Below are 18,780 nucleotides of genomic sequence, written 5' to 3' on the forward strand. Positions count from 1 at the left end.
GCGAACCCCGAGCGGCGAACCCCGAGCGGCGAACCCCGAGCGGCGAACCTGGGCCCGAGTCCCAGGCTCAGGGCGCGGACCCCGCTCGAGCTCACCCCCGAAGCCCCAGAGCCCGCCCCAAGAACCCACCCGAATAAATCAGTTGCCGACGTCCACGCGCACGCGGCAAGCTGTCCGACGTAGCGACCGGGATGAGCCGGTGGAGAGAGCAGGGAGGTGCCAGGTGAACACGACCGTCGTTGTGGGCGCGGCGCTGTCCCGTCCACCCGCCCCACTCGGCTGATCGCGGCTGTGGGGCGTCCTTCCCGATCAAGGAGTCCCACCCAGTGCGCGAGCACGACTTTTCCCACGATGACGACGCCCCCCGTTCGACCAGGATGCGGCGGCGGCGATTCGATGATGACCCCCAGCCCCAGCGGTCCGGCAGGCTTACCGAGGCCGAGCGGGTCAGGCTGGCACGTGTCCGTGAGGACGCCTACACCGCTGCGCAAGAACTCCCCGAAGGCACTGACCGATGGTCTACCTGGGGTGACAGCGAGCAAGGACCGCACCCTCGCCCGGATTGGCTTGTCATCGACGATGGCGCCGCCGATACCGAGCTCGGGGTCCTTAAGACCGGTAAAGAAGCCGATGTGTTCGTTGTTGAGCGCGCCGTGCCCGAAGGGCAATCGTGCCTCTTGGCGGCGAAGCGCTATCGCAGTGGCGAGCACCGGTTGTTCCACCGTGACGCCGGTTACCTTGAGGGGCGGCGGATGCGGCGGTCCCGGGAGTCCAGGGCCATCGCCAACCGCACGGTCTTCGGGCGCAACCTGATCGCCGAGCAGTGGGCGGTGGCCGAGTTCGCGGCGTTGTCGCGGCTGTGGTCGGTCGGCGCGCCGGTGCCCTACCCGGTGCAGCGCGACGGCACGGAGTTGCTGTTGGAGTTCCTGTCCGACGCCGACCGGCAGGGCTCGCCCCGGCTGGCGCAGGCGCGGCCGGAGCTCGACGAGCTGCGCGAGTTCTGGGAGCAGATGGTCGCGGCGCTGGAGCTGTTCGCGGCGCACCGGATGACCCACGGCGACCTGTCCGCCTACAACGTCCTCGTCCACGAGGGGCACCTGGTGCTGATCGACCTCCCGCAGGTCGTCGACATCGTCGCCAACCCGGCCGGGCCGGAGTTCCTCGCGCGTGACGTGGCCAACATCGCGCGGTGGTTCGCCGGTCGGGGCCTGCCGGAGCACGTCGTCGACCCGGGGGTGCTGACCGCGCACCTGATCGACGTCGCGGGCCTCGGTTAGCGAGGTCTTCACCCCCCGAATACGTGATCCAGCTCCCGCCGTGCGGGCACGTGTCACGCCGTCGGGTAGAGTTGTGGGGCATCGTGCGCGGAGCCGACCTGAGGCTCCGGGAACACAGCCGATGCCACACCACCCGACGGCGTGACACACGCGCCGGGCTCGTCCTGCGATAGCCTGCCGGCCTCCTGTGAAGAGGGCGGAGCCTCCTGAGACGTGCCATCGTCCGGAGAGGACTCCGTTGCTCGACTCCGCTGTGCCCACAACCGCCCTGACCACGAATGACCCGGCCGACGAGGCTGGCGAGCGCAAGCTGCGCCACCGCCAGAGCGGCAAGGGCCGCTTCGAGACCTCCGAGGTCACCTTCGCCGACCTGGGTCTGCCCCGCCCGCTGCTGCGCGCGCTCGCCGACGCCGGGATCGACCAGCCCTTCCCGATCCAGGCCGCGACCATCCCGGACGCCCTCGCGGGCCGCGACGTGCTCGGTCGCGCGCAGACCGGCTCCGGCAAGACCCTCGCGTTCGGGCTCGCCCTGCTCGCCCGCCTCGCCGACGGCGAGGCCAAGCCGCTGCGCCCCCGCGCCCTGGTGCTCGTGCCGACCCGCGAGCTCGCGCTGCAGGTCAGCGACGCGCTGACCCCGCTGGCCCGCTCGCTGGGCCTGTGGTGCCGCACCGCGGTCGGCGGCATGTCCTTCCCGCGCCAGGCCGAGGCGCTGCGCCGCGGCGTCGACCTGCTCATCGCCACCCCCGGTCGGCTCTCCGACCACGTCCGGCAGGGCACCTGCGTGCTCGACTCGGTCAGCTTCAGCGCGATCGACGAGGCCGACCAGATGGCCGACATGGGCTTCCTGCCCCAGGTCCGCGAGATCCTCGACCTCACCAACCGCGACGGCCAGGTGCTGCTGTTCTCGGCCACCCTCGACGGCGACGTCGACCAGCTGGTCCGGCGCTACCTGAACGACCCGGTGACGCACTCGGTGGACAGCTCGACCGCCAGCGTGTCCACCATGGAGCACCACATGCTGGTGGTGTCCAAGCAGGACAAGGCCGACGTCATCACCGAGATGGCCGCCCGCGACGGCCGCACGATCATGTTCGTGCGCACCAAGCACCACGTCGACCGGCTCGCCGACAAGCTGCGCTCGGTCGGTGTCCGCGCGGGCGCGCTGCACGGCGGCAAGACCCAGGGCGCGCGCAACCGCGTGCTCAGCCAGTTCCGCGACGGTGACATGCCGGTCCTGGTCGCCACCGACGTCGCCGCCCGCGGCATCCACGTCGACGGCGTCAGCCTGGTCGTGCACGTCGACCCGCCCGCGGACCCCAAGGACTACCTGCACCGCGCCGGTCGCACCGCCCGCGCCGGTGAGGCGGGCACCGTGGTCACGGTCGTCACCCACGACCAGCGCCGCGGCGTCGTGCGGCTCACCGACAAGGCGGGCGTCAAGCCGGAGCACACCAAGGTGCGCCCCGGTGACGCCGACCTGATCCGCATCACCGGCGCCCGCGTGCCCAGCGGCGAGCCGGTCGTGGAGAAGGCCCCGCCGGTCCGCGCGCCGCGCTCCGGGCACACCGCCCGCCGCACCGGTGGCGAGTTCCGCCGCCGCACCGGTGGTTCCGAGGGCCGCGGCCCGCGCGAGAGCCGGGCGACCAGCCGCGGTGGCGAGCGCAACGAGGGCCACCCCCGTGACGACCGCCGCGACCCCAGCCGCGACCACCGCACCCGCGACTTCCGCGACTCGGCCCCCAGCCGCGACCGCGCGCCGCGCGAGGGTGGCCCGCGTGAGGGTGGCAACCGCGAGTACGGCAGCCGCGACAACGGCGGCTACCGCGCGGGCGGCAACACCCGCGACGGTGCCCCGCGCACCGGTGGCTTCCGCGGCGAGGGTGCCCCCGCCCGCGACGGCGGCTTCCGCGGCCGCGCGCCGCGTGAGGGCGGCAACCGCGAGTACGGCAGCCGCGACGCTGGCCCGCGCCGCGAGTTCACCCCCCGTGAAGGCGCTCCCCGCGCGAACGCCTCCCGCGGCTGGCGCGACGGCGACCGCAACCGCTAAAGCACGCTGAAGAAGGCCCACTCCCGGTCGGGGGTGGGCCTTCTTCCTTTGTGGACACTTACCGAAGTCTTACCCCGAGCCCGGATTCCTTGTCCGCGCCCAGCAGCCCCGAAAGGCTTGTGCCGTCACGCCACACCACCGCTAGGAGATGACGACATGCCGACGACGCTGATCCGGATCGCGGGCTGGTCGGGTCCACTGTGCTCACTGGTCCTGCTGCTCAACGCCGGTCGCCGGGGCGGTGTGCTGCCCGACACCGCCTTCGGGCACGCGGTCGCCCCGCTTGGCCAGGTGACCGGCCTGGTCCTGATGATCGGCCTGTACCTGGTGCACACCAGGCCGACCAGGGGCCTCACCATCGGGTTCGTGCTCAACGTCGCGGGCCTGGGCGCGGTGCTGGGGGTCGAGTACATCCTCAACCTGGTCTACCCCCAGTTGGACCCGGCGCTGGTGCGCGAGCTCAACGCGGGCTTCACCGGCAAGGGCCTGCTGGTCTCGTCGGTGGTGTTCCTGATCGGCATCCTCGCGTTCGGCATCGCGCTCATCGCGGCCAGGCAGGTCCCCCGGGCGGCCATCACGATCTACCTCGTCGCGTTCGTCCTCGTCGCGCTGCGCCCGTTCCTGCCGACCTTCGTGCTGCCCATCGCGGTGGCCGTGGGGGCGGTCGCGACCGCGTGGCTGGGCATCGCGCTGCTGCGCAAGGTCAGCGGTGAGCGAGCCGCCGCGCTACCGGTGGGATGACGATCGCCGCGGCCAGCAGGTGCGCGACCACCAGCACGACCTTGGTCGAGGTGGCCGTGTCCGCGGCGGCCAGCGGACCTGCCAGCGACAGCGCGGTCAGCACGACCGTGGTCCGCAGGTAGGTCCGTGCCGCGTCCTTGGCGTAGCGGGCCACCAGCAGCGCCAGCACGGTCCCTCAGAAGACGCTGATCACGGTGCCCATGGCGAACATCCCCACGGTGATCGGCTCGGCGGTGTCCGCGCCGAGGCCCCCGGCGGCCATCGGGACGCCCGCGGCGCGGGCGAGCAGTCCGTACACTTCGGTCGCCGCGGCGGCCGCGAGTCCGGCGGCGGCGCTGACCAGCCAGATCGGGCGGGTGGTCATGGGCGGGCGCGCGGTGGTGGTCATCGGGTGCTCCTCGGATTGTCGTCTCGCTCGGACACCCTGGGGTCGGAACCGACCCGCGCCGCTCGACATCGCACCGCCGGGAAAAAGTTCGCCGATCGATGTCGAGGACGTCCGGGTCGCTCCGACTCGAGGGTGGGAGCGGGCCGCTGCGGCCCGCCGGACACGAGGAGACCCGGATGAAGTACCTGATGCTCGTCTACGGCAACCAGGAGAAGTGGGACGCCATCCCCGCCGACCAGTGGCCCGCGGCGATCGCGAAGCAGGAGGCGTTCAACACCCGCTACCGCGAGACCGGTGAGCTCATCGGCGCCTACGGCTTGGCCGACGCCGTGATGGCCCGGTTGGTGCGCCGCGAGGGCGGTGCCCCCGCGGTCACCGACGGGCCCTACCTGGAGACCAAGGAGTACCTCGCCAGCCTGTACCTGCTGGACGTGGACAGCCAGGAGCGGGCCGAGCAGATCGCCGCGGACATGCCGTGGGCCGACGAGGCGCCGGTCGAGGTGTGGCCGGTCCTGCACGAGTCGGCGTGACCGGGGCCGAGGGGGACCTGCTGCGCGAGCTCGCGCCGCGGGTCCTCGCAGCCCTGGTGCGCCGCCACGGCTGGGTCGACGGGGCCGAGGACGCCGTGCAGGAGGCCCTGCTGGCCGCCGCCGCCCAGTGGCCGACCGAGGGCACCCCGGACAACCCGCGGGCCTGGCTGGTGACGGTCGCTTCGCGCAGGCTGGTCGACCAGGTGCGGTCCGCGGTGGCGCGCAGGCGCCGCGAGGACGAGGACCTCGTGGCGCGGTCGGCGCCGCCCGAGGTGCCCGACCTGGACGACTCGCTGGAACTGCTGTTCCTGTGCTGCCACCCGGAACTGAGCTCGTCCTCGCGGATCGCGCTGACGCTGCGCGCCGTCGGCGGGCTCAGCACCGCCCAGATCGCCGCCGCGTTCCTGGTCCCGGCGGCCACCATGGCGCAGCGGATCAGCCGCGCCAAGCAGACGATCCGCCAGGTCGGCTTCGGCACCGCGGGCGCCGACCGGCTCGACGCCGTGCTGCACGTGCTCTACCTGGTGTTCACCGAGGGGCACACCAGCACCGACGGCGCCGAGCTGACCGCCCCCGCGCTGTCGGACGAGGCGATCCGGCTGACCCGCTGGCTGCGCGGCCTGCTGCCCGAGGACACCGAGGTCGCGGGCCTGCTCGCGCTGATGCTGCTCACCGACTCGCACCGCCAGGCCCGGGTGGACGCCGCGGGGGAGCTGGTGCCGCTGCCCGAGCAGGACCGGGCCCGCTGGGACCGCGCCGCGATCACCGAGGGCGTCGCGCTCATCACCTCGGCGCTCGCCCGCGGCCGGGTCGGCCCGTACCAGCTGCAGGCGGCCATCGCCGCGGTGCACAGCGAGGCCGAGACCGCCGCCGACACCGACTGGCCGCAGATCGCGGGCCTCTACCAGCTGCTGGAGCGGATCGCGCCGAACCCGGTGGTGACCCTCAACCGCGCGGTCGCCGTCGGGATGACCGCAGGCCCCGCGGCAGGCCTGGAACTGCTGGAGACGGTGGCGGGGGACAAGCGCGTGTCCCGCAACCACCGGCTCTACGCGACCAGGGCCCACCTGCTGGAGCTGGCCGGTGACCACACCGGGGCGCGCGCGAACTACCGCGAGGCGGCCAAGCGCGCCACCAGCGCCCAGGAGCGCAGGTACCTCACCACCCGCGCCCAGGGCTAACCCTGGGTCGACCCGACGCAGAACTCGTTGCCCTCCGGGTCCCGCAGCACCGTCCAGCTCAGCCCCGGGACGGCGTGCTCGCCCGCCTCGACCGCGCCCAAGCCGACCAGCCGGGCCACCTCGGCCGAGCGCTCGGGGGTGGTGAAGTCCAGGTGCAGCCGGTTCTTGCCCGAGCGCTCCTCCGGCACCTTCTGCAACCCGATGAAGACGGCCTCGCCCTGCTGCTTGCCGGGCGGGCCGAGGAACAGGAACTCACCACCGAAGTCCTGCACCACCTCGTAGCCCAGGGCCTGGGTCCAGAACCCGGCCAGACCGCGCGGATCGGCGCAGTCGATGGTCACACCTGCGATACCAATGCTCATATCCAGCACGGTAGCGGCGCGGACCGACAATCATGGTGGCGTGCGCACCATCGATTGGCAGTCCGACCACATCGTCATCGTCGACCAGACCCGACTCCCCGACGAAATCGTCATCCGTGAGCTACGCACTGTTCCCGAACTCGTGACCGCGATCCGCACCCTGGCCGTGCGCGGCGCGCCCGCGCTCGGGGTCGCCGGTGCGCTCGGGGTGGCGCTCGCGGCGCTGTCCACAGCGGATCCGGTCGCGGCCGCCGCCGAGATCAGAGCCGCCCGTCCGACCGCGGTCAACCTTGCCTGGGGCGTGGACCGGGTCTTGGCCAAGCTCCCTGAGGGCATCCCGGAGGCGGTTGTAGAGGCGATCACCGTCCTAGAGGACGACGTCAGGCTCAACCGGACACTGGCACTGCGCGGTGCCGACTGGCTGGCTGCCCGGGTCACAGGGCCGGTCAACGCCCACACGCACTGCAACGCCGGAGCGCTCGCCTGCGTGGAGTGGGGGACCGCACTAGGAGTCCTCCGCGCGTTGCACGAGCGCGGCAAGCTCGGGCATGTCTATGCGGATGAGACCAGGCCGTTGCTACAAGGCGCGCGGATCACCGCTTGGGAGCTTTCCCAGATGGGGGTGCCACATACGCTTGTCGTCGACTCGGCAGGGCCATCTGTCATTGCCAACGGTCTAGTGCATGCGGTGGTCGTCGGCGCTGACCGAATCGCGGCGAATGGGGATGTAGTCAACAAGATCGGCACATATCCACTGGCGTTGGCCGCCGCGCGTGCCGGGATCCCGTTCCTCGTCGTCGCCCCCGAGTCCACCGTGGACATGGCGACCCCGGACGGTGGGGCCATCACCATCGAGGTGCGCTCGGAGGAGGAGGTCACGGGGTTCGGCGGGGTCCGCACGGCGCCGGTGGGGACGCGGGCGCTCAACTACGCCTTCGACGTCACCCCCGCCGACCTGGTCACGGCGATCGTCACCGAGGAACGGGTCATCGAGCCGGGCCGAACCCAGATGCGTTGACCAGGGGCAGGTCACTACGCTCTATGGGCACCCGCCCGACACGAGGAGCATTACCGTGATCACCAGGATGTCGACGCTGTTCCTGCGAACCCTGCGCGAGGACCCGGCCGACGCGGAGGTGCCCAGCCACAAGCTGCTGGTCCGCGCCGGGTACGTCCGCCGGGTCGCCCCGGGCGTCTACTCCTGGCTGCCGCTCGGTCTGCGCGTGCTGCGCAAGGTCGAGGCGATCGTGCGCGAAGAGATGGACGCGATGGGCGCGCAGGAGATCCAGTTCCCCGCGCTGCTGCCCCGCGAGCCCTACGAGGCGACCAACCGGTGGACCGAGTACGGCCCCAACCTGTTCCGCCTCAAGGACCGCAAGGGCGGCGACTACCTGCTCGGTCCGACGCACGAGGAGCTGTTCGCTCTTACCGTGAAGGGCGAGTACTCCTCTTACAAGGACTACCCCCTCTGGCTCTACCAGATCCAGAACAAGTACCGCGACGAGGCGCGTCCCCGCGCGGGCATCCTGCGCGGGCGCGAGTTCCTGATGAAGGACTCGTACTCCTTCGACCTGACCGACGAGGGACTGGCCGAGAGCTACGCCGCGCACCGGGCGACCTACGTGCGCATCTTCGACCGCCTCGGCCTGCGCTACGTCATCGTCAAGGCCACCTCCGGCGCTATGGGCGGGTCGGCATCCGAGGAGTTCCTCGCCGAGGTTCCCATCGGTGAGGACACCTTCGTCCGCAGCACCGACTCCGACTACGCCGCCAACGTCGAGGCTGTCGTCACCCCTGCGCCTCCTGCCCGCGACCTGGCGGGCCTGCCGGACGCGCAGGTGCACCACACGCCTAACACGCCGACCATCGACACCTTGGTCGACTACCTCAACAAGGCCGACTTGGGTCGTGAGTTCACCGCTGCGGACACCCTGAAGAACGTCCTCTTCAAGGTCCGCCTCCCAGGAGCAGCAGACTGGGACATCCTCGCTGTCGGCGTCCCCGGTGACCGCGAGATCGACCTGAAGCGCCTGGAGGCCTCTCTAGCGCCCGCCGAGTTCGCGGTGCTTGAGGAAGCCGACTTCGCTAAGAACCCCTTCCTGGTCAAGGGCTACATCGGTCCCCAGGCCCTCCTGGACAACGGCGTTCGCTACCTCGTCGACCCCCGCGTGGTCACCGGGACGGCGTGGGTGACCGGTGCCGACAAGCCCGACCACCACGTCATCGACCTGGTCGCGGGCCGCGACTTCACCCCCGACGGCACGATCGAGGCCGCCGAGGTCCGTGAAGGCGACCCCGCCCCGGATGGCACCGGAACCCTGGTGGCCGCCCGGGGCATCGAGATCGGCCACGTCTTCCAGTTGGGCCGCAAGTACTCCGAGGCCCTGGGGCTCGACGCGCTGGGACCGGACTCCAAGCCCATCACGATCACCATGGGCTCGTACGGCATCGGCGTCTCCCGGCTGGTCGCGGTGATCGCCGAGCAGACCTTCGACGAGATCGGCCTGGTCTGGCCCCGCCAGGTCTCGCCCGCCGACGTCCACATCGTGATCGCGGGCAAGGACGACACCCTGCGCGAGGCGGGGGAGCGGCTGGCCGCTGACCTGCACGCCCGCGGGGTCGACGTGCTGCTGGATGACCGAACCGCCTCGCCCGGGGTGAAGTTCAAGGACGCCGAGCTGATCGGTGTGCCGACCATCGTGGTCGTGGGGCGCGGGTTGGCGAACGGGGTGCTCGAGGTGAAGGACCGGGTCAGCGGGTCGCGCGAGGAGGTCGCGGTGGACGCCGTGGTCGAGCACGTGGCGTCGCTGATCGGCTGAGGCTTTCGGAGGCCGCCCCCCGGAGTTCCGGGGGGCGGCCTCTTCGTTTCCCGGGCCTGGGAGCGCTCCGCCCTGGGCGGTGTGGACGGACGGTGTGGACAGGCGGGTGTGGGCGGGCGGGTGTGGACAGAGGTGCGCGGGTTGTCGGTGCGGGTCGCTAGGGTGGCGGCGATTGGTGCGGATCCGGACATCGAGGGTGGGGCGTCGTGGGGTGGGTTGATGCGGCTGGTGGTTACCAGGTCCGGGTCGAGGGCGGCAAGGTCAAGTGCCGCAACGCCAAGGGCAAGGTGCTGGGTGCGGTCCCGGCGGCGCTGAAGGAGGACCCGCAGGTCGTCCGGCTGCGGCAGTTGGTCGAGTGGCTCGACCGGCACCAGGGCGACTGCCTCTCCACTGTGGACACCTGGCTGGCCAGGTCGCTGCCGGTGCCGGTCGCCCTGATCACCCGGGTGTGGCCGGACAGCGCCTGGGTGGCCGCGCTGCGCGACGTCGTGGTGGTCGCGGGCGACGAGGTCGGGTTCCTGCGCGACGCCGACCCCGAGCGGGGGCTCGGGGTGGTCAACCTCGACGGCGACACGGTGTGGGTCAACCCGGAGACGGTCGCGCTGCCGCACCCTGTGCTCCTCGACGACCTCGACGACCTGCGGGAGTTCGCGGCCGAGTTGGGTGTCGAGCAGGGGGTGCAGCAGCTGTTCCGGCACACCTTCGCCCGGCCGGACGAGCCCGAGGGCGACTCCGTCGGCGACTACTCCGGCGGCCGGTTCGAGCAGGTGAACCACGTCCTCGCCCGGTGCAGGACCCTGGGCTACCCGGTGCGCGGCGGCGAGGCCGTGTGCTCGGTGTTCGAGGCCGGGGCGACGGTGCAGGCCCGGTACTGGATCGGGGCCGAGTACTACCCGGAGGAGGAGGCCTGGACCGGCGACCTCACCTGGACCCGTCCGGACGGCACTGCGATCCCGCTCGCCCAGGTCGGGCCGGTCGCTTGGTCCGAGGGCATGCGCATGGCGGCCACGGTCTACGCCGGGCGCGTGGTCGAGGCGGCAGCGGAATGATCGTGCTGACCGGCACCCCCGAGCCCGGGGATGACCACGACGTCCTGCTCGCCCGCGCGTATGAGCACCCTGCCCTCGACGACCGGGTTGTGGTGCGCCTCGTCCCCGCCGTGCTCGCTGAGGCCGAGGACCTGACGGCGGAGTACCTGGGGTTCGCCGAGCCCACCGGGTCCGCCGAGGTCGGCGCGGTGCGCCGGGTCGCGTTGGGGTTCCCGGCGTGGGCGCTGGTCAACGACCCCGGCAACGCGCACCACGCTTTGGCGCTGGTCAAGGAGATCGAACGCCTCGACCGGGTGGCGAAGTCGAAGGCGGGTGCGGCGAAGGACGGTTTCACCGAACTCGCCACGATGCTGGGTCGATCCGCGCCGCACTTCCTGCCGACCTTCTACGAAGAGGCAGCGAGGATCTTCCTCAAGCACGACAACACCAACTACGCGTCCACCATGTTCGGCAAGGCGCGCGAAGCGGAGCAAGTCCACGATCTCGCGGTAGACCCAGAGCGAGTTCGGGCCGTATTCCTCGAGTTCGCCTTCGCGGGTGCGCTACCTGCCAAGGCTTTGTCGGCTTACGCCAAGGACCTCGCCCGCCGCTATGACACTGCTGAAGCCTTCGAGAAGTTCCGCACCCTCTGCCTGGAGCGCGTTCGTGCGGGGCTGCCTCCGCACGCCGGGATGCCGGAAGACCTGCGCAGGCTCGCGAAGGCTGCGAAGCTCGATGTCCACGCGGAGGACGAGCGAGTCCTGCGCGAGGTGCTTGGTACGTCCTCCATTGCTCGCGCGGCCGCTAGCTTCTGGAAGTCCTATCGCGATGCGCTCGTCGCGCTAGCCAAGAACGACCCCGAAATTCGGGCGCGGCTGTTGGCTTTCGTCCCGCAGCAGACCTCCACACTGGACCTCTGGTTGGGCATCCTCACCGCTAGCGGCGCCAGCAAAGCTCTAACAGGCCCACCGGACCCCGCTGTGTCTGTTACGCCTGCCGCGTGGTTGACCTCCGTCGTCGCTACTCGGTCCGCGGGATGGCGCGATGTTCCCCGATCGGCCGCTCTGCTCGCCTTGGTGGAAGAGATGGCAGGCAGGCTCGCCGCTGACGGGGAGCGGGTGCAGTTGTCGAGCAGGTGGTACGAGGTCGAACTCGACCTGATCGACCTACTTCTCGCCCACGGCATCCCCATCGACTCCGACGCCGATGAAGCCGACGTGTGGGAGTGGCTGGTTGATGAGACCCCCGGTCGCCGTGACCTCACCGCGTACGCCGCTAGCGAGCGCGGCGCGGTACTGGGCGACGGAATCGTCAACTGCCTGAACAACAACTCGGACGAAGAGGACATCGCCAAGAGCCACTTGGTGCGCGAGATCCTGGCCGTACCGGGGCTGCGTATCGCCCTGCGCGACTGGATCATCAAGCGCACCAGCGCGATCGCTCTTACTGTCCCCAGCCTCACCCAGACTCTTACCGACTTCGCTGTCCTACGCCTCCCGGAAGCTTTCGCCGACGTGCCGGAAGCAGTCGAGAAGCTTGTCGGGATCGATGTTGCCGAGGCGCTGCGGCGGACCCTCAAGGCTGGTCTGCTCGACGAGTTGGGTTGGCCTGCGGTAGAGGAAGCCGCAGCCAAGTTCACCGATCCGGTCGGGCTCAGTGGCGAAGGATGGCCGGCCCTGGTGCTCGGTCGCGGGGAATACTTCGTGGTGGCCGGGCCAGAAGGCGTGCTGGCCGAACACCTGGCCAAGATCCCATCGTCCGCGCGCCACCAGTGGTACCAGGACGCGACTGCGGCCTGGTTCGACGGTGTCCTGTTGGTGAGCTGGTCCGGCCCCAATCGCCGCCTCGCCTACTGGAGCGACAACCCGGGCAACCACATCGCCCCTGGCGCAACAGACCCCTTCGAGTCCTACGACGTGCACGCGTCGGTGGCTCTGCCGGGCGGCGGCAGGTTCACCGGCTGGCGAGCGGTTCACCTCGGCGACACGCTGATTCCGCTACCGCGCAACAGCTACAGCGACGGCGCCACCATGTGGGCCACCGCGCAGTGGATTGAGGTAGACCCGCTCAGTGGGAAGGACGGCCGCGAAAGCCTGCCCGCCTTCCTGGACGGCGTGGAGCGGCTAGAGCGTGAGTACTGCGATCTTCGGCCTACCGCGCCCGGAACTGAGTTGAGTCCGCTGGGCGCGAAGGACGGCCTGCACGGGTGGCGAGTTCACCGTGACGCCGACGGCACTTGGGTCGGGGAGGGTATCGACGGTCGTCGAGTTCAGGCGGCTGTACCGGTGTCCGGGCTGCTCGACCTGCCCGGTACCCGGCTGGCGGTGAGCGAGCAAGAGGACACGTTCACCCTGCTCGACGCGAACGGCGACACTGTTGCCACGGTGGAGTACGCCGAGAACCACCCCCCTTACGCCGCCGGGACACCCATCGTGGTGCCGCTGCGGTGGTGGCACATGTTGCGTCCTCGAGACGAGGCTGGCTCTGCGGCGTTGCGTGAAGTCAGCCGCGAAGCCGCTGAGGCAATCCTGGCTGTGGCGGTCACCGAACTCGATGCCTCGGACTGGGACGGCGACCTAGAGGACGACGACACCGACGACAACCGCGACCGGTACACCGACCTGGTCAGCGGCAAGCGCGACGCTCTAGCCAAGGCCGTGCTTGCCGCGTTGCCCGGGATCAGCCACCCGGGGCTGCTGGCAGGTGTGCTGTCCGTGGTCCGGAAAGCGGCTCGGTTGGTGGTCGTCCACCGCGGGTTCGTCGAGATCGCTCCAGCGGTCGGGCGGCCGGAACCGGTCCAGACGGGCCCGGAGGTGACCGAGAACCAGGTAGCCGTCGCGCTCGACTGGTTCGGTCAGCACCGCAGCGACACCGCGGGCCCGGCGCGGACGGCCTTGCCCGCCCTGCTAGCCGCTTTGCGGGAGATCTCGGCCCGACCCGAGCAGATCGCCGAGGACCTCCCGGAGTGCGGCGCGTTCCACTGGGTCGACCTGATGCCGCACCTGGGTGCCGTGGCGCTGCGCGCGGCCTCGCCGCTCACCCCGGCCGACCGGCGCGACACACTCGTGCAGGTGCTGCGATGGATCGCCGACAGCGGCATCCTCGACCACCCCGGGCAATGGCGCCGCGTGGTCGCGAAGGTGCCCGAGGACCAAACCGCGCACCGCCACCGGGTCCAGCCGACGCCGAATGGCTTTATCGCGGTCGCCTACAGCAGTTGGTTCGGTCCCGGCGGTAGTGCTACCGGCATGCAGTTCACCAGAACCGCGGGTGAGTTTGAGCTGCCTGCGGGCTGGGAGCTTGAGGTCGCCGAGCCGGTCTCGTCGCTAAACAGCGCGTGGGTCATCCGGTTCCTCGACGTGCTCGCCGAACGCGGGCCGCACTCGTGGCAGCCGGAGCCAGTGGCAGCGCTAACACAGCGAACCGGGCTGGGCTCCGCTGAAGCGGCCTATCTGCTCGCAGGCACGCCCATGGTCTTCCGCTCGGGAGCCGGGTTCATCAGCACCGAGGACCGTGCTGTGCTCAGGTTGTCCCAACCGGGCGCGAAAGCCGCTCGCGAGCGCATGCGCGATCTCAACCGGCGCTTGCGCTGGCGGCTGCTCGCAGCCGCCGCTCCGGCTGAACCAGAGGACCTGTGGTCCTCGGGGCTCAACGCCGCCGGGGTCGCTGAGGTGTGGACCGCTGAGTTCGGCGCGACGACGCCGGTCGACGACGACGTACTGGCCGACATCACCAAGCAGATGTCGTCGTGGCGGGGCGCCGCGGAGATCGTCACGGCTCTGCTGAACCCGACCAGTACCAAGTGGCTCACCACTGAAGCGGACCTGCGCGTGGCGAACGGGCACCTGCGGGAGCAGGTCGAGGACGGGTTCACGGAGTCGAACCTGCTCACCGTCGCCCACGTCCTGCTGTGGTTGGCCCAACGGCTCCCGGGGGACTCGCCGCACCGGGCAGCGCTGGCGCAGTCACTGGAGTTGGCCAGGCAGCGGGTGGCCCACCCCTCGTTCGGGCTGGCCCCCGGCGGGTGGTTCGACGCGGAGCAGGTGCACGCCCTGACCGGCGTGACGCCGTCCACAGAGGTCGGTAGCAGCGCCGCCCGGGACTGGCTCGACGTGCACTTCGACGGCGAGGACTATTCGTTCATCGTGTGGCCAGGACGCATCGGCCCCCACGACCGGGACTTGGTCGGCGCCGTCGCCGAGCTCACCCACTCCCGCCTCTTTGACGTCTTAGACCTGCTCGCCGCAGATGGCACTACCGCCGCATGCACGGTCCCGCCGGTGAACGGGTACTACCAGGACGCGTCCATCTCCGTCCCGCACTTAGTGGCTGAGGTCGCCGCCCACCACAACCTCGACCCCGACGCCGCTGTGCTCTACCTGCAGCTGTTGGCACTACCGGACCCGACAGACGCCAACGTCGCCCGCTGGACCGGCTGGAAACCCGCTCGCCTCCGCAAGGCCCGCGCCGCCCTGGCCGAGACCGACCTGGTCCTCACCGCGAAACGCGCCCGAGCGGGCCGCACCCTCTTCCTGCCTGGCGGTTGGTTGGCCTTGGCCAGCCCCCACCTACCGCTCGAATCCTGGAAAGCCCCCTTGTACAACCTCCCCACCAACCCCTGGCTCGTCATCACCGCTCTGGAGCCCATCCCAGACCTGTTCACCCGAGCCTGGACCCGAACCCAAACCGGCGACGCCCCCGGCTACGAGCGGCTCGACACCGCCCGCGGCCGCTGACACCACCGGAAGCCCCCAGTAGGCGCGGAAGCCCGAGATCGCCTCCCAGGCGACCGCCATTATTGCTATGGACATGCTCGGAATATCCAAGGCGGCGAGTTGAAAGGGCTATGCTGGTAGCTGAAAGCCCTGAAGCTGCATGCAGAAAGGAATTGTGTGGAGATGTGACCAAGGGGTGTGGGGTGATCGCTAGAAATTGGGAATTGCGAATGTTAGCCCGATGTTTCCGACCGAATCTCGCAATGGTCGTGACATGACTGTGAGGGTTATTCACGCCTGTCTGTAGAACTGTAGGCCGAGGGCCGCGGAGATGGTTGTCGCGAAGGTGTCGATGGGCCGCCGGTGGTCGGTGTGGAGGATGTGCCAGGTTGTGAGGTTGGCGATGGCGTGTTCGACGATGGCTCGTTTCTTGTTGTGGTGGTAATTGAAGTCCTTCTCCCAGTCGAGCAGGTCGCGGTGTTTGGGTTTCCTGATCGGTGTCAGCATCGCGGTACCGATGTAGCCTTTGTCGCCCATTCAGGCGGTCACATCGTATTCGTCCAGGATCCCCGATGTCCGCAGACAGTACGAGTCGTGTCGGCTTCCCGGAACCGGATCCGACACCCATGCCAAGCGGCCGGACAACGTGCGGGCGACCTGGAGGTTCATGCCGGTGGTGCGATGCTTGCCGGAGTAGAGCTCCTTCTCTCGCACACGCCATGACCAGCAAGGAACCAGCGTCCCGTCGACGATGTAGGTCGAACGGGCATCCAGATCGCCACTCGTGGGCACGCACTCCGACAACACCGCGGCAAGCAACGGGGTGACCGCTGTTACAGCCCGGCTGATCGTCGACTGCGACACCCCGAACATTTCCGCGAGTTCCACTTGAGCCCGGTCGCGGCGCAGATAGATCAACGCGACACGCACCGAGTCGAACAAACCCAACTTCGGCGGCCACGGACGTCTGATGGACAGCCGGGAATGGTGGATGATCGCACACAAGTCCACGATCCGATCGCGAGTCAAGCCGGTGGTAGAATGCATACAGGCAGTCCGTCTGGTGAGGATTCTGGCGTGGCAACCGAATTCTCTTAAACGGACTGCCGCTTACTTGATCAGGGGTAGCGCGAATTCAGCCGCTCCAACTCCTGAATAACCCTCTGTATGTCTGAACGGCTCGGGCGGGCCATCTGCGGGGGGGGGGGGGGTTACTTGCGGGGGCGGATGGACTTGATTATCTGCTCGGCGATGTCCGGGGCCAGCGCGTCTGGTACGCCTTCGTCCAGGTACATCATGAACAGGGCCGTCGAATTGCCGTTCTTGAATGCCACTGAGGTGAATAGGATCGTGGGGGAGGGGCACACGGTGGGGTGGGTGATGGTTACCCGGGCGGTGGCGGTGACCGCGGGGGTGCCGTTGGCGATTGTGGTGGGTTTGGGGTCGGTTATGGCTACCGGGGCCCGGGTGTCGTCTGGGTTGAGGGCTGCGGCGTCGGCGAAGAGGCGGACGCCGTTGAGGGCGGCTCGTTGGGGGTCGGTGGAGCCCACGGAGACGAAGCCGGTGTGGCCTCGGTAGGAGCCGCGGGAGTCGGGGCAGGCTTCGGGCTTGTAGGTGGTGGCGCCGTGCATGATGGCGACGGGGTGGCTGTCGTTGTCGTTGAAGCCGACCTGGGTGCCCGGGCTTTCCACCTTCCAGTCCTTCGGGACGTCGTAGGCGACCTGTTCCTTGATGGAGAGGACGCCCTGCCAGCCGGGGGTGATGGCGGGGACTCGGGCGTCCGACGGCTTTGGTTGGTGGGTGCCTGCTGGCGGAGGCGGCGCAAGCGTGGGGTCTTGGGCTACCGCGACCGGTTGGGGGTTGTTGTCCAAGAGCACGACAACGGTGACGACAGCGCCAACTGCGACAACTAGGAGTATCGCGAGTAAGACGAACAAACGCGTGCGCTTGCGCGGGGGTGGTGGCGGGGGAAGCGGCGGTGGGTACGTCCCGAAGCTCTGGTACACCAAGGGCTTGCCGGTCAGCGGGTCCACCTGGTGGTACTGGTCGCTCATGCGCCCGGGGTCAGGTTGTCCGTCGTCCTGAGCAGGGTGGCCACGACCGCGTCGGTGTCGGACAGGTCGGTCAGCACGACGTCCGCGCCGCAGGCGACCAGTTCCTCCACCGAGTGCCTGCCGGTGGCGACCGCGACCCCGACCGCGCCGTGGTGGTGCGCCGCGGCCACGTCGTGCGGGGTGTCGCCGATCACGACGATCGAGCGCGGGGCGAACACCGTGCCGTACTTGGCCTCCGCCGCCCGCTTGGCCGCCGCGACCAGATCGTGCCGGTCGGTCGACACCGAGCCGTACCCGCCGATCTCCAGGTCGACGAACGGCAGCAGGTCGAACGCGGCGAGCTTGCAGTCGGCCAGCTCCACCAGGTTCCCGGTGACCAGCGACTGCACCACCTCCGCTCGCCCGGCCAGCGCGGCGAGCACCTGCGGCGCCCCGGGCAGCGCGCGACCCAGCGACGGCAGCTGCGGGCGGGCGGCGGTGGCGATGCTGATGAGCTCGGCGAACATCCGCTCGACGTGCTCCTCGGTCCAGTCGACCCCGTGCGCCTCCAGCAGCTCCACGGTGATCGAGCGCTCCGTGCGGCCGGGGAACGCGGGGATGTGCGCTATCTCCAACCCCAGCGCGCCTGCCAGGGCCCGGCCGTACCAGTCGTGCCCGGTGCCGCTGTAGTCGACGAGGGTCTGGTCAACGTCCCACAGGACCAGGGTGCTTTTCTCGGTCACCCGGTCATAGTGGCACGGCCTCACAACGGCCGGACGCTGTCCGCGATCGAGGCCAGGTCGGCGTCCTTGGCGGGCGGCGGTGTCGCCGGGCCGCCCTCGGTGTCACCGTTGACCACCAGCAGCCGCAGGTCGGTCTCGTCCTCGAGCAGGACGATCACCAGTTTCCCCTTGCCCGCCAGGCACTGGTCGCCCGCGCTGGTGACCGTCGCCTCGACCCGCACGCCCTTGTAGTTCTTGTCGTCCGCGCCGGTCACCGTGATCGCCCGCGGTGTGCCCGCGACGACGTCCACGGCGGTGCCGCCGCTGTAGAACTCCTTGCCGAAGGCGGTGGCGATCTCGGTGGCCCGCTGGTTCAGCTCGCCCTTGGCGACCTTCCCGCCGCCCACCACGCCCCGGCTGTAGTTCTTGCCGCCGCAGTCGTAGGAGGTGAGCCCGACCAGGTGGTCGATGGCGACCCCGGGCAGCGACTTCAGCGTGAACGGCTGCGACGACTCGATCGGCGTCCAGGTGTCGGGCACCGCGTAGGAGATCTTGGCCGTGTCGTTCTCGACCACCCGCCCGGCCTGCTTGGACGTGGTGGTGGTCGTCTTTCGGCTGGTCGTGGTGGCCGAAGTGGTTGTGGTGGTCGTCGTGGTGTCCGTTGGCAGAGCCGGTGTGCTCGACTGCCGCTGGAGCAGCACGACCGCGACCACGGCCCCCACGACCAGCAGGATCGCGGCCACCGACACGATGATCACGAGCTTGCGCCGGTCGGGTTTGGGTGGGCCCGGGTAGAAGCCCAGGCCCTGGTAGTCGCCGCCGGGGTAGGTCATGGGCGCCGACAGTACCGGTCGGACAGAGCTACCGCCGCCAAACGGGTGGCCACCGCCCAACTATCACGGCCATCCAACGATCACCGTCGTTGAACGGATCACTG

General features: G+C 69.9%; 13 protein-coding genes and 2 pseudogenes. 9 read left to right on the forward strand and 6 right to left on the reverse strand.

The window, feature by feature from the left end; all coding sequences use genetic code 11:
* Window positions 1-326 precede the first annotated feature (326 nt).
* From LV75_RS26305 to LV75_RS26315, 3 genes are all read left to right on the forward strand, one after another.
* Window positions 327-1,277 carry a serine protein kinase RIO gene (locus LV75_RS26305; protein WP_372504232.1) on the forward strand — a complete coding sequence of 317 codons (951 nt, stop codon included), beginning with the start codon at window positions 327-329 and terminating at the stop codon, window positions 1,275-1,277.
* 238 nt (window positions 1,278-1,515) lie between these two features.
* Entirely contained in the window at window positions 1,516-3,324 is a 1,809-nt protein-coding gene (locus tag LV75_RS26310) for a DEAD/DEAH box helicase (RefSeq protein WP_425547630.1), read from the forward strand.
* 156 nt (window positions 3,325-3,480) lie between these two features.
* Entirely contained in the window at window positions 3,481-4,065 is a 585-nt protein-coding gene (locus LV75_RS26315; protein ID WP_253889708.1) for a hypothetical protein, read from the forward strand.
* Here the strand turns inward: LV75_RS26315 and LV75_RS26320 are convergent.
* Window positions 4,028-4,522 (reverse strand): annotated as a pseudogene (locus tag LV75_RS26320) (DUF6069 family protein). The gene LV75_RS26315 and the pseudogene LV75_RS26320 sit on opposite strands and share 38 nt — an antisense overlap.
* 107 nt (window positions 4,523-4,629) lie before the next feature.
* Here LV75_RS26320 and LV75_RS26325 point away from each other — a divergent pair.
* Complete coding sequence (locus LV75_RS26325) at window positions 4,630-4,983, forward strand: YciI family protein (protein ID WP_253889711.1); 354 nt, start codon at window positions 4,630-4,632, stop codon at window positions 4,981-4,983.
* Window positions 4,980-6,164, forward strand: a complete 1,185-nt coding sequence (locus LV75_RS26330) for an RNA polymerase sigma factor (RefSeq protein WP_253889712.1) — start codon at window positions 4,980-4,982, stop codon at window positions 6,162-6,164. Before LV75_RS26325 ends, LV75_RS26330 begins: the two co-directional genes overlap by 4 nt.
* Here the strand turns inward: LV75_RS26330 and LV75_RS26335 are convergent.
* Entirely contained in the window at window positions 6,161-6,526 is a 366-nt protein-coding gene (locus tag LV75_RS26335) for a VOC family protein (protein WP_253889714.1), read from the reverse strand. The two genes, LV75_RS26330 and LV75_RS26335, sit on opposite strands and share 4 nt — an antisense overlap.
* On the opposite strand from LV75_RS26335, the gene mtnA reads away from it, so the two are divergent.
* The 4 genes from mtnA (at window position 6,519) to LV75_RS26355 (ending at window position 15,109) form a co-directional block, all read left to right on the forward strand.
* Complete coding sequence (gene mtnA / locus LV75_RS26340) at window positions 6,519-7,544, forward strand: S-methyl-5-thioribose-1-phosphate isomerase (RefSeq protein WP_253889716.1); 1,026 nt, start codon at window positions 6,519-6,521, stop codon at window positions 7,542-7,544. The two genes, LV75_RS26335 and mtnA, sit on opposite strands and share 8 nt — an antisense overlap.
* 55 nt (window positions 7,545-7,599) lie before the next feature.
* The gene (locus LV75_RS26345; RefSeq protein ID WP_253889717.1) at window positions 7,600-9,345 is read left to right on the forward strand and encodes a proline--tRNA ligase; all 1,746 of its coding nucleotides are present in this window, start codon (window positions 7,600-7,602) and stop codon (window positions 9,343-9,345) included.
* Between the two features lie 206 nt (window positions 9,346-9,551).
* Entirely contained in the window at window positions 9,552-10,394 is an 843-nt protein-coding gene (locus LV75_RS26350; RefSeq protein ID WP_253889725.1) for a DUF4132 domain-containing protein, read from the forward strand.
* Complete coding sequence (locus LV75_RS26355; RefSeq protein WP_253889727.1) at window positions 10,391-15,109, forward strand: serine/threonine-protein kinase; 4,719 nt, start codon at window positions 10,391-10,393, stop codon at window positions 15,107-15,109. Before LV75_RS26350 ends, LV75_RS26355 begins: the two co-directional genes overlap by 4 nt.
* A gap of 270 nt (window positions 15,110-15,379) precedes the next feature.
* Here the strand turns inward: LV75_RS26355 and LV75_RS26360 are convergent.
* From LV75_RS26360 to LV75_RS26375, 4 genes and pseudogenes are all read right to left on the reverse strand, one after another.
* A pseudogene (locus tag LV75_RS26360) lies at window positions 15,380-16,135 on the reverse strand (transposase family protein).
* 164 nt (window positions 16,136-16,299) lie between these two features.
* The gene (locus LV75_RS26365; protein WP_253889734.1) at window positions 16,300-17,142 is read right to left on the reverse strand and encodes a DUF8017 domain-containing protein; all 843 of its coding nucleotides are present in this window, start codon (window positions 17,140-17,142) and stop codon (window positions 16,300-16,302) included.
* On the reverse strand, window positions 17,139-17,864 hold the full coding sequence (locus tag LV75_RS26370) for an HAD family hydrolase (RefSeq protein ID WP_253889735.1): 726 nt from the start codon (window positions 17,862-17,864) through the stop codon (window positions 17,139-17,141). The genes LV75_RS26365 and LV75_RS26370 overlap by 4 nt, the downstream gene beginning before the upstream one ends.
* Window positions 17,865-17,884: 20 nt before the next feature.
* Window positions 17,885-18,676: a DUF8017 domain-containing protein gene (locus LV75_RS26375; protein ID WP_253889736.1), complete on the reverse strand. Its 792-nt coding sequence runs from the start codon at window positions 18,674-18,676 to the stop codon at window positions 17,885-17,887.
* Window positions 18,677-18,780: the final 104 nt, after the last annotated feature.

Source organism: Actinokineospora diospyrosa (assembly GCF_024171925.1).
GTDB lineage: Bacteria > Actinomycetota > Actinomycetes > Mycobacteriales > Pseudonocardiaceae > Actinokineospora > Actinokineospora diospyrosa.